The sequence below is a fragment of the Thioclava sp. UBA3469 genome (assembly GCF_002378135.1).
Taxonomy (GTDB): Bacteria; Pseudomonadota; Alphaproteobacteria; order Rhodobacterales; family Rhodobacteraceae; genus Thioclava; species Thioclava sediminum.
This window is the reverse complement of the sequence record NZ_DFRG01000118.1, coordinates 1-10186: the sequence shown is the minus strand read 5'-3', so window position 1 is coordinate 10186 and position 10186 is coordinate 1. Positions and strand designations below refer to the sequence as shown.

The 10186-nt window shown below is 63.7% G+C and carries 13 protein-coding genes; 8 read left to right on the top strand and 5 right to left on the bottom strand.

Going from position 1 to position 10186, the window contains the following annotated elements; genetic code table 11:
- Both B3D39_RS09760 and B3D39_RS09755 read right to left on the bottom strand, forming a co-directional pair.
- A partial coding sequence (locus B3D39_RS09760) for a heme-dependent oxidative N-demethylase family protein (protein WP_286789636.1) occupies positions 1-804 on the bottom strand: 804 nt, incomplete at its 3' end.
- Positions 805-850: 46 nt separating this feature from the next.
- The gene (locus B3D39_RS09755; RefSeq protein WP_078599278.1) at positions 851-1267 is read right to left on the bottom strand and encodes a DUF6314 family protein; all 417 of its coding nucleotides are present in this window, start codon (positions 1265-1267) and stop codon (positions 851-853) included.
- A 71-nt stretch (positions 1268-1338) separates the two neighbouring features.
- Between B3D39_RS09755 and purB the strand changes: the two genes are divergently transcribed.
- The 7 genes from purB to B3D39_RS09720 all read left to right on the top strand — a co-directional run bounded on the left by purB (position 1339) and on the right by B3D39_RS09720 (position 7577).
- On the top strand, positions 1339-2643 hold the full coding sequence (gene purB / locus B3D39_RS09750) for an adenylosuccinate lyase (protein WP_078546667.1): 1305 nt from the start codon (positions 1339-1341) through the stop codon (positions 2641-2643).
- Positions 2644-2743: 100 nt separating this feature from the next.
- Entirely contained in the window at positions 2744-2896 is a 153-nt protein-coding gene (locus B3D39_RS09745; RefSeq protein ID WP_274963170.1) for a chitin-binding domain-containing protein, read from the top strand.
- 135 nt (positions 2897-3031) lie between these two features.
- Positions 3032-4069 carry a flagellar motor switch protein FliG gene (locus tag B3D39_RS09740; RefSeq protein ID WP_274963177.1) on the top strand — a complete coding sequence of 346 codons (1038 nt, stop codon included), beginning with the start codon at positions 3032-3034 and terminating at the stop codon, positions 4067-4069.
- A gap of 178 nt (positions 4070-4247) precedes the next feature.
- Entirely contained in the window at positions 4248-5249 is a 1002-nt protein-coding gene (gene gap, locus B3D39_RS09735; RefSeq protein ID WP_078519392.1) for a type I glyceraldehyde-3-phosphate dehydrogenase, read from the top strand.
- A gap of 31 nt (positions 5250-5280) precedes the next feature.
- Positions 5281-5424 (top strand): glyceraldehyde-3-phosphate dehydrogenase, encoded by a 144-nt coding sequence (locus B3D39_RS09730; protein ID WP_078546665.1) that lies wholly within the window; start codon positions 5281-5283, stop codon positions 5422-5424.
- Between the two features lie 107 nt (positions 5425-5531).
- Positions 5532-6533 carry a type I glyceraldehyde-3-phosphate dehydrogenase gene (gene gap / locus B3D39_RS09725; RefSeq protein ID WP_274963169.1) on the top strand — a complete coding sequence of 334 codons (1002 nt, stop codon included), beginning with the start codon at positions 5532-5534 and terminating at the stop codon, positions 6531-6533.
- Positions 6534-6776: 243 nt separating this feature from the next.
- Positions 6777-7577, top strand: coding sequence for a YfdX family protein (locus B3D39_RS09720; RefSeq protein WP_168173764.1), 801 nt, complete (start codon positions 6777-6779; stop codon positions 7575-7577).
- Here B3D39_RS09720 and coaD read toward each other — a convergent pair whose 3' ends face one another.
- The 3 genes from coaD to B3D39_RS09705 form a co-directional block, all read right to left on the bottom strand.
- Positions 7578-8075 (bottom strand): pantetheine-phosphate adenylyltransferase, encoded by a 498-nt coding sequence (gene coaD / locus B3D39_RS09715; RefSeq protein ID WP_078519395.1) that lies wholly within the window; start codon positions 8073-8075, stop codon positions 7578-7580. It lies immediately after the preceding gene.
- 90 nt (positions 8076-8165) lie between these two features.
- Positions 8166-8600 (bottom strand): CBS domain-containing protein, encoded by a 435-nt coding sequence (locus B3D39_RS09710; RefSeq protein WP_078539502.1) that lies wholly within the window; start codon positions 8598-8600, stop codon positions 8166-8168.
- 90 nt (positions 8601-8690) lie between these two features.
- The gene (locus B3D39_RS09705) at positions 8691-9590 is read right to left on the bottom strand and encodes a LysR family transcriptional regulator (RefSeq protein ID WP_078570275.1); all 900 of its coding nucleotides are present in this window, start codon (positions 9588-9590) and stop codon (positions 8691-8693) included.
- Positions 9591-9705: 115 nt separating this feature from the next.
- Here B3D39_RS09705 and B3D39_RS09700 point away from each other — a divergent pair.
- On the top strand, positions 9706-10186 hold a 481-nt coding region (locus tag B3D39_RS09700), incomplete at its 3' end, for an aldehyde dehydrogenase family protein (protein ID WP_286789635.1).

The following is a 10186-nucleotide window of genomic DNA, read 5'->3' as shown; positions in this document are numbered from 1 at the left end:
CCGGATCGGGTGCTCGGCCAAGGCCTGCGCCTGATCCGGGCTCAGGCTTTCGGGCCGCACCACCTGGGTGTGGATCGAGAAGATCACGGCATTCGTGCGCGGCAGCCGGAACAGGCATTGCCGCTCCACCCGTATATAAGGGGCGTCGGCGGGCGCGTGGGCGAATTCGTATTCCGAGCGCGGATCATGCAGATGCGCGGCAGAGCGCGAGGCAGTCCCGCGCATCAGCCCCCTGCCCTCACGCACGCCATCGAGCAAGCGCTGCACCCGTTTGCCGAGATCGTCGGTGTAGATCTCAATCGGTTCGTGAATGCGCATCATCGGGCGCATGAATTTCTCGCGCAGCGTCCAGCCCGAGGGAAAACACAGCACACCGCCAGTCAGCACATGCTCGGCATGACCGAACGCGGCCTCATCGGCTTCCATCAGGCACAGATCGCATTGCAGCAGCCGCCCGAGCGTTGCCAGCGGGTCCGTGCGATCGAGCGCAACCACCGCCCCATCGGGTCGCGTAGCCGTCTCCGCACTGCAGGCAAACCCCAGCGCCGGAAGCATCGGCAGGATCAGATCGTAGAGTTCTACCGCCGCGGGCCGCCCGTGCTCCGACAGGCCCAGCACCAGATCGCGCGCCTCCCCGATCAACCGGTCGCGCAGGCCCATCTGCGCGGCATAGGCATCATCGACCTCGAGCCAATCCTCATATGTCACCGGGATCACCCCCGGCAGCCGCCGCGTGCGCGGGTCGGCCCAGGGCGCGAAGCTCAGGCGATTTTGCAGGATCGGTGTGGCGACAAGGTCTTTCATCCCCGCAGATTGCCGCGCGCCCCCGCCCGCGACAAGAGCGTCCGCGTCAGGGCTGCCCCGCGCTGCGCACATAGTCCGAGATCATCTCGTAATCCTTGCGCGGCCCCTGCACCCGCCAGATCGCCCGCCACTTCGGCCACGCGTCGAAGTCATAGCTCACCCGGTAATCGTCGGGGTCGCACCAATGGCTCGCGGCCGGGCTCAGCGGATCGAAACTGTGAAATGGACGACCGTCCTCGAAGGCCACGGCGATCTGCCCGCCCTCGGCCCGCCAGAAATAGCTGCGCTCGGCATGAAAGCTCTGACCGCCCGGCATCACCAGCTCGCCGCTCTCGCGATAATGCAGGCCGACCCCTTCGGGCGCGAAGCAGGCATGACCATCAAAACGGGCCTTATTGCCGTCGCTATGCAGGATTTGGCGCGTCAGCACCCAGTTCCCCTCGAAATCCGACAGCTGCGGCATTGGCTCTCCCTTGCCCCAAAGGCAGGTGCAGTCTAACAAGCGCGCAACCACACGCAATCAAGAGGCCGCCGATGATCCCGCGTTATGCCCGCAAAGAGATGGTCGACATCTGGGAACCCGCCACCAAGTTCAAAATCTGGTACGAGATCGAGGCGCATGCCTGCGACGCTCAGGCCGAGCTGGGCGTGATCCCGAAAGAGAATGCCGAGGCCGTCTGGAAGGCCAAGGATGTCGAGTTCGACGTAGACCGCATCGACGAGATCGAAGCCGTTACCAAGCATGACGTGATCGCCTTCCTAACCCATCTGGCCGAGCATGTTGGCTCGGAAGAGGCGCGCTTCGTCCATCAGGGCATGACCTCGTCGGACGTGCTCGACACCTGCCTCAACGTGCAGCTGGTGCGCGCCGCCGACATCCTGCTGACCGATCTCGACAAGGTTCTGGCCGCGCTGAAGAAGCGCGCCTACGAGCATAAGGACACGGTTCGCGTGGGCCGCTCGCACGGCATCCATGCCGAGCCCACCACGATGGGCCTGACCTTCGCGCGTTTCTACGCCGAGATGGACCGCAACAAGGCGCGCCTGCAGGCCGCCAAGGAAGAAGTCGCGACCGGTGCGATCTCGGGCGCTGTCGGCACCTTCGCCAATATCGACCCGCGCGTCGAAGAGCATGTCTGCAAGATGCTCGGCCTCAAGCCGGAGCCGATCTCGACGCAGGTGATCCCGCGCGACCGTCACGCGATGTTCTTCGCGACGCTGGGCGTGATCGCGTCTTCGATCGAAAACGTCGCGATCGAGATCCGCCACATGCAGCGCACCGAAGTGCTCGAAGGTGCCGAATTCTTCTCGATGGGCCAGAAAGGCTCGTCGGCGATGCCGCACAAGAAGAACCCGGTCCTGACCGAGAACCTTACCGGTCTCGCCCGCCTCGTGCGGATGACCGTGATCCCGGCGATGGAGAACGTGGCCCTCTGGCACGAGCGTGACATCTCGCACAGCTCGGTCGAGCGCGGCATCGGCCCCGACGCGACCGTGACGCTCGATTTCGCGCTGAACCGTCTCGCGGGCGTCGTCGACAAGATGATCATCTACCCCGAGAACATGCTCGCGAACATGAACAAGTTCCCCGGTCTGGTGATGAGCCAGCGCGTTCTGCTGGCGCTGACGCAAGCGGGCGTGTCGCGCGAAGACGCCTATGCGATGGTGCAGCGCAACGCGCTCAAGGTCTGGGAAGAGCGCGTCGATTTCCGCGAACAGCTGCTCGCCGACAAGGATGTCGTGGCCGCTCTTGGCGTCGACGGCATCAACGAGAAGTTCGACATGGGCTACCATACCAAGCATGTCGACACGATTTTCGCCCGCGTTTTCGGCGAATAATCGAGAAACAAGCCCGTTCCGCGCCGCCTATGTCAGCCGACTATAGGCGGCGCGTGCGATTCGGGCTTACCCTAGGGCATCTAGCAAAGGGAGATTGCAGATGACCCGAACCATCCTTGCAGCCGCCGTGCTGATCCTCGCCCCGCTCGCCGCGTCGGCCGAGTGCTATAGCGGGCATCAGGCTTCCATGTCCTGCCCGCAGGGCCAGGTCTGGGATAAGGACGCGAGTGCCTGCGTCCTGCAGTCCAGCTGACCGCTGAGACGGTAATCCCGTCTTAACTGCCTCCGTGCAAAGCTGATCGCGAAACCGCATTGGCCGCCCGAGCAGCCGATGCCCAGCACGGAGGTTCTCGCGGTGAATGCGATCGCGCCCATGGCGCTCGGCCATATGGCCGGGTCCGACTCGGCTGGCGACAAATCCGCCCGGCCAGGACCGCTTTCGCGGCGCCAGAAAGCTGCGATCATCGTGCGGCTGCTCGCCTCCGAAGGGCTGAAATTGCCGCTGACGGAGCTGAGCGACGATCAACAGACCGAACTGACCGAGACCGTGGCGCAACTGCGTCTGGTCGACCGCTCCACCATCACGAGCGTGGTGGAAGAGTTCTGCGAAGAATTGGAGGCTGTCGGCATAGCCTTTCCCGGCGGGCTGGAAGGCGCGCTGTCGCTGCTCGACGGACAGCTCTCGCCCTCGGCCTCGAACCGGTTGCGCAGGTTGGCCTCCGGCTCCTCGCGCGCCGACCCGTGGCAGCGGATCGCGGGCCTCACCGCAGAGGTGCTTCTGCCGGTGCTGGAAGGCGAAAGCGTCGAAGTGGGCGCGGTGATGCTGTCGAAGCTGTCGGTCGCGAAATCTGCCGAGCTGCTCGGGCTGCTGCCAGGAGAGAAAGCGCGGCGGATCGCCTATGCGGTCTCGCTGACCGGCAATGTCGCGCCCGAAACCGTGCTGCGGATCGGGCAGGCGCTCGCAGCGCAACTGGATGCCACCCCGCCCAAAGCCTTCGATTCCGGGCCGGTAGAACGGGTGGGCGCGATCCTGAACTACTCGGCTTCGGCCACCCGCGACGCGGTGCTCAAGGGGCTGGAGGAAGAGGACAAGACCTTCGCCGACGAGGTGAAGAAGGCGATCTTCACCTTCGCCAATATCCCCGCCCGCATCGATACACGCGACATCCCGAAAGTGCTGCGCGTGGTCGACCAGGCGCAGCTGACCGTCGCGCTTGCCGGGGCGACCGGCCCGTTGCAGCCCGCGGCGGAGTTCATCCTCACCAACATGTCCCAGCGCATGGCGCAAAGCTTGCGCGACGAGATGGCGAATCTGGGAAAGGTGAAAGAGAAAGACGCCGAAGAGGCGATGAGCGCGGTCGTCGCCGCAATCCGCGAGATGGAAGCCGCGGGAGAGATCTTCCTCGTCGCGGAGGACGACGATTGAGCGAAAGATTCTGTCGCCGCGCCCCGTTTGGCGCCACTCTTCGCGCCAAAGCCGCACCCTGCCCCGCAATGTTATCGCAAACACCACGTGTTTACGCTAACATACTGTTTCACAACCTTTTCTCGAATTGCATGCAATGGTATCCAGCGCCGAAATCACGCGCTTCGGAGAGATCATCATGACCGTCACCATCGGGATCAACGGCTTCGGCCGCATCGGGCGCTGCACGCTCGCGCATATCGCGGAAGCCGCACGCAACGACGTGCAGGTCGTCAAGATCAACGCCACCGGCCCGATCGAAACGAATGCGCATCTCCTGAAATACGACTCCGTCCACGGCCGGTTCGGCGGGCAGGTGAAGGTCGCGGGCAACACGCTCGACCTCGGGCGCGGCCCGATCGACGTGATGTCGACCTACGACCCGGAAGAACTCGATTGGGACGGCGTTGATGTCGTTCTCGAATGCACCGGCAAGTTCAACGCCCGCGACAAGGCCGCCGTCCATCTGGGCCGCGGCGCGAAGCGGGTTCTGGTCTCCGCGCCTGCGACCGATGCCGACAAGACCGTGGTCTACGGCGTGAACCATCGCGAGCTGACGCCCGCGCATCACGTCGTCTCGAACGGGTCGTGCACCACGAACTGCCTCGCGCCGCTCGCCAAGGTGCTCAACGACACGATCGGCATCGAATCGGGCGTGATGACGACGATCCATTCCTATACCGGCGATCAGCCCACGCTCGACCGCCGCCACAAGGATCTCTACCGCGCCCGCGCCGCCGCGATGGCGATGATCCCGACCTCCACCGGCGCCGCGAAAGCCCTCGGCGAGGTGCTGCCCGAACTGCAAGGCCGCCTCGACGGCACCGCGCTGCGCGTCCCGACCCCCAATGTTTCCGCGGTCGATCTGACCTTCGAGGCGCGCAAGACCGTCACCCGCGACGAGGTGAACGAGATCGTCCGCGAGGCCGCCGCCGGCTACATGGGCATGGTGCTGGGCTACGACCCCGAGCCGAAGGTCTCGATCGACTTCAACCACACGCAGCAATCCTCTATCTTCGCGCCGGACCAGACCAAGGTCGTGGGCAAGCTTGTCCGCGTTCTGGCCTGGTACGATAACGAATGGGGGTTCTCCTGCCGCATGGCCGATGTGGCCGGGGCGATGGGGCGACTCGTGCACTGACGCGCCAAGCAAGGGCGCGCGAAGGGGATAGATGACCAATCGGATCGCGCTCTGGCTCGGGGCCCTCCTCATTTTGCTCATTTTGGCGGATGTGTTTGCCGATGACGGCCGCATCCTGCTGTTTCTGGCGAAAAAAACTGCCGATCTCGTTCAATATGTCGCTTTCTGGCGCTAGCATCGGGCTGCACCCCGTTGACCTTTGGCGCTGAACGCGCTTGTTAGCGTTAACGGAAGACCTGCCCGCGCAACTCCCTGCCGGGCAGCCAGCCAGAGGAGACGGATATGACGGTTAAAGTTGCCATCAACGGGTTCGGTCGCATCGGCCGCAACGTGCTGCGCGGGATCATCGAGTCGGGGCGCACCGACATCGAAGTGATCGCCATCAACGATCTCGGCCCGGTCGAGACGAACGCGCATCTGCTGCAATTCGACTCCGTGCACGGCAAATTCCCCCATGAGGTCACGACCGGCGAAGACTGGATCGATGCCGGCCGCGGCAAGATCAAGGTCACCGCAATCCGTGACCCGAAAGAACTGCCCTGGGGCGATGTCGATGTCGCGCTGGAATGCACCGGCATCTTCACCGCGCGCGACAAGGCGGCCTTCCACCTCGAGAACGGCTCGAAGCGCGTTCTCGTCTCGGCCCCCGCCAGCGGCGCCGACAAGACCATCGTCTTCGGTGTGAACGATGGCGCGCTGACCCCGGACGACCTCGTCGTCTCGAACGCGTCCTGCACCACGAACTGCCTCTCCCCCGTCGCCAAGGCGCTGAACGACGCGATCGGGATCGAGAAGGGCTTCATGACCACGATCCACAGCTATACCGGCGACCAGCCGACGCTGGACACGATGCATAAGGATCTCTATCGCGCCCGCGCCGCCGCGCTGTCGATGATCCCGACCTCGACCGGCGCTGCCAAAGCCGTGGGTCTGGTGCTGCCGGAACTCAACGGCAAGCTCGACGGCGTCGCGATCCGCGTGCCAACGCCCAATGTCTCGGTCGTCGATCTGGTCTTCGAGGCCGGCAAGGACACCAGCGTCGAAGAGGTCAACGCCGCAATCAAGGCGGCCGCTGACGGCCCGATGAAGGGCATCCTCGGCTATACCGACAAGCCCAACGTCTCGAGCGACTTCAACCACGACCCGCATTCTTCCATCTTCCACATGGATCAGACCAAGGTCATGGAAGGCCGCATGGTCCGTATCCTGAGCTGGTACGACAACGAATGGGGCTTCTCGAACCGCATGGCGGACACCGCCGTCGCGATGGGCAAGCTGATCTGAGCGTGAGCGGGGCGCAGCCCCGGACATTGCGAATATGACGAAGGGGCGGTCCATCTTGGGCTGCCCTTTTTCGTTCACCCCTCACACACGGCTCGCAGAGCATGCACGCACCCTCTCACCCGCGCCGCGAGCCTTGATGCATGGTGATAGAACCCTTTGAAATCCGGGACGTTTTGGGGCCATGGAGCGCGCCACCTCGGTGCCTCCGCCTTAGCTGAACCCCGTCACGAAAGGGAATATCCCATGGAACGCAGCAAGAAATTCCTCGCCCTCGCCCTCTCCTCCGCGCTGATCGCGGGCCCCGCGAGCTTTGAGATGGCCAATGCCGCCACGACCAACGCCAGCAGCAATTCGAGCGGCACCGCGATGCAGAGCGCGCAGAGCCAAGGCAATGACGCGGTCTCGCAGACCACGGCAAGCTCGACCGACAAGGACTTGCTGACCACGGTCAATGACGCCTACACGGCGATGCGCGAAGTGCGCGCGGCGCGTCTGGCGATCTTCGATGGCAATACCGACATGGCGACCAAGATGACCAAGGACGCCACCGCGAAAATGCAGTCCGCCGAGAAGGCCGAGAGCAAATGGGGCGTGCCCTCGAAAGCGGGCAAGAAAGGCGTGACCTACCTGCCCTTCGACAGCTCCATCGCGCTTGGCGAAAGCTTCACGGTCACGCCGGATAACCAGAAAGCGGTCGGCAAGGCCAATCAGCAGATGGCGCAGGGCAACGCGAAAGCCGCGGCCAAAACGCTGAAGGACAACGATATCGACGTGTCGATTTCGGCGGCGATGGTGCCCGCGAAAGCGTCGCTCGCCCATCTGCAGGACGCCTCCAAGCTCATCAAATCGGGCAATTACTACGAGGCGAACCTTGCGCTGAAAGGCGTCGAGGATTCCGTCGTGATCGACCAATGGGGTCTCGATAACCTGCCGCAGCAGGCGGGGAACGCCACGAAATCCTCGGCAAATGCGAGCGGCAGCACTCAGATGAAGCAGAAATCGCAGCAGAGCGGCACGTCAGGCAACGCCGCCTCGAACGGCTGATCAGCGGTTTGCGTAAGCCTTGACCAAGGCATCGCGCACGGCGGGGGTGACGAATTTCGAGACATCCCCGTCGAGCCGGGCGATTTCCTTCACCAGCTTCGAGGCGATCGCCTGCCGCCGTGCATCGGCCATCAGGAACACCGTCTCGACCGAGGCGTCGAGCGCGCGGTTCATCCCGACCATCTGGAATTCATATTCGAAATCGGCCACCGCGCGCAGGCCGCGCACGATCACGCTCGCGCCGACATCCTTGGCGCAGTCGATCAGCAGATTTTCGAAAGGATGGACGACGATCTCGCCGCCGCGGCGGTCGGTGATTTTCGCGCATTCGTCCTGAAGCATGGCGACGCGTTCCTCGAGCGAGAAAAGCGGCCCCTTGTCCCGGTTGATCGCGACCCCGATCACGAGCCGGTCCACCAGAGCCATCGCGCGCTCGATGATATCGAGGTGGCCCAGCGTGACCGGATCGAAAGTTCCGGGGTAAAGACCGATCCGCATGGCATCCTCCCTCGTCGCCCGCCAAAAAGCTCAGCGCACGCAACTATATTGCGTGGCTAAATGCAAGCGGGAAGGTGCCGCAATGCGGCATCAGTTGCCCATGATCATGCCCTGAAGCGACTCTTTCTCCATATGAAGCTCGTTCAGACGCGCCTTTACCACGTCCCCGATCGAGATCACGCCGACCATCTTGCCGTTCTCGCGCACGGGCATGTGGCGGAAGCGGCCCTCGGTCATCAGGCTCATCACCTCTTCGGTGCTGTCCATCGGGGCGCAATGCTTGACGTCGCGGGTCATGACATCACTGGCGGTCATCACCAGGCAATCCGCACCGCGCCGCGCGATTTCACGCACGACGTCGCGTTCCGAGACGATCCCGTCGACGGTTTCCCCGTCTTGCGAGACGATCACCGCACCGATGCGTTTCGAAGAAAGCGTGGCAATCACCTCGCTCAGCTTCATGTCGGGGGCGACGGTGAAAACTTCCATCTCGCCCTTGTTCTTGAGAATCTGCATAACCTGCATCGGCGTCTCCTTGAAAAACGTCGTCTAAACCTAAGCGTCCCACTGCTTTCATAGATTTGTCAACGGCTTTGCGGTTCACGGGGCCGCCAGTTATGTTTCAACCGCAGCGTGTTCGAGCCGCGCAACCTCGTCGCGAAGCCCCTGCCCCAGCGCCTCGGCGAAGCGCGTCAGGCGCTCGGATCGGCGGTCATCGGCGTGGCGGATCAACCAAAAGGCGCGATTGAGCCGGATCTCGTCGCCCAGCACACGTTGCACGCCGGGGGCGAAGGGGATCGCGAAGTCGTGGACGATGCCCACGCCCGCTCCCGCCTCGATCATTCGGGTCTGCACGGCCGCTGAATTCGAGGCGAGCCCCATCACCTCGGCCTCGGTCTCGGCGAAGTAATCCAGCTCCTTGTCGAAGATCATGTCGGGAATATAGCCGATCATCCGGTGATGACGCAGATCCTCCTTGCAGGTGATCGGCGGCGCCTTCGCGAGATAGTCGCGATGGGCGGCAAGGCTAAGGTGGTAATCGCTCAGCTTCTGGACGGTCAGGCGGCCTGCGGTCGGGCGCGAGACCGCGATCGCCATATCCGCCTCGCGTTTCGAGAGGTTGAAAACGCGAGGCAGGGCGACGACCTGGATCTCCAGCCCGGGATTGTCTTCGGCGATCTTCGCGCAGACCTGTGGCAGAAGGTAATTCGCGCAGCCATCGGGCGCACCGATCCGCAACTGCCCCGTCAACTGGCCCGCGATGCCGGACAGTTCCTCATCGGCACCCGCGAAGACCTGCTCCGCCGCCTCGGCATGCGGCAGGAGCCGATCGCCCGACTCGGAGAGCGCATAGCCCTGTGGCGATTTCACGAAGAGCTTCGCCCCCACCCCTTCTTCGAGCCGCGCGATGCGCCGCCCCACGGTGGCCGCGTCCAGCTTCAACCGCCGCCCGGCGCCCGACAGGCTCTCGGCCCGTGCGACGGCAAGGAAAATCCGCAGGTCGTCCCAGTCCATATCGCGTCCCTCTTTGCAAAAATGCAAAACGCTTTTGAACTACTTCCTCTTTTATGCTCAATTTCGCAAGGCTAGAGTGCGCCCAAGCCAAGATTATCTGTAGGAGGAGCGTCTCATGGAAGAAATCGGTCACTGGATCAACGGCAAGCGCGTTGCGGGCTCTTCGGGCCGCTTCGGCGAAGTCTTCAACCCCGCCACTGGCGAGCAGATCGCCAAGGTCGCGCTGGCCACCCCGGCCGAGCTGGATGCCGCAATCGCGGACGCCGCGAAAGCGCAGCTGGAATGGCAGAAGGTCAACCCGCAGCGCCGCGCCCGCGTGATGATGAAATTCGGTCAGCTGATCGAGCGCGACATGGACAAGCTCGCCGAGGCTCTGTCGAAAGAGCACGGCAAGACCATCCCCGACGCGAAGGGCGACGTGCAGCGTGGCCTCGAAGTGATCGAGGTCTGCATGGGCGCACCGGCGATGCTCAAGGGCGAGTACACGGGCGACGCGGGCCCCGGTATCGACCTCTACTCGATGCGCCAGCCGCTGGGCATCGGCGCGGGCATCACGCCCTTCAACTTCCCCGCCATGATCCCGATGTGGATGTTCG

Excerpts from the sequence above, each read along its gene's own strand:
- B3D39_RS09755 (WP_078599278.1), bottom strand. The coding sequence starts at position 1,267 with ATGCCGCAGCTGTCGGATTTCGAGGGGAACTGGGTGCTGACGCGCCAA.
- purB (WP_078546667.1), top strand. The coding sequence starts at position 1,339 with ATGATCCCGCGTTATGCCCGCAAAGAGATGGTCGACATCTGGGAACCC.
- coaD (WP_078519395.1), bottom strand. The coding sequence starts at position 8,075 with ATGCGGATCGGTCTTTACCCCGGAACTTTCGATCCGGTCACGCTGGGC.
- B3D39_RS09705 (WP_078570275.1), bottom strand. The coding sequence starts at position 9,590 with ATGGACTGGGACGACCTGCGGATTTTCCTTGCCGTCGCACGGGCCGAG.
- B3D39_RS09740 (WP_274963177.1), top strand. The coding sequence starts at position 3,032 with ATGGCCGGGTCCGACTCGGCTGGCGACAAATCCGCCCGGCCAGGACCG.
- B3D39_RS09730 (WP_078546665.1), top strand. The coding sequence starts at position 5,281 with ATGACCAATCGGATCGCGCTCTGGCTCGGGGCCCTCCTCATTTTGCTC.
- B3D39_RS09720 (WP_168173764.1), top strand. The coding sequence starts at position 6,777 with ATGGAACGCAGCAAGAAATTCCTCGCCCTCGCCCTCTCCTCCGCGCTG.
- B3D39_RS09710 (WP_078539502.1), bottom strand. The coding sequence starts at position 8,600 with ATGCAGGTTATGCAGATTCTCAAGAACAAGGGCGAGATGGAAGTTTTC.
- B3D39_RS09745 (WP_274963170.1), top strand. The coding sequence starts at position 2,744 with ATGACCCGAACCATCCTTGCAGCCGCCGTGCTGATCCTCGCCCCGCTC.
- gap (WP_274963169.1), top strand. The coding sequence starts at position 5,532 with ATGACGGTTAAAGTTGCCATCAACGGGTTCGGTCGCATCGGCCGCAAC.
- gap (WP_078519392.1), top strand. The coding sequence starts at position 4,248 with ATGACCGTCACCATCGGGATCAACGGCTTCGGCCGCATCGGGCGCTGC.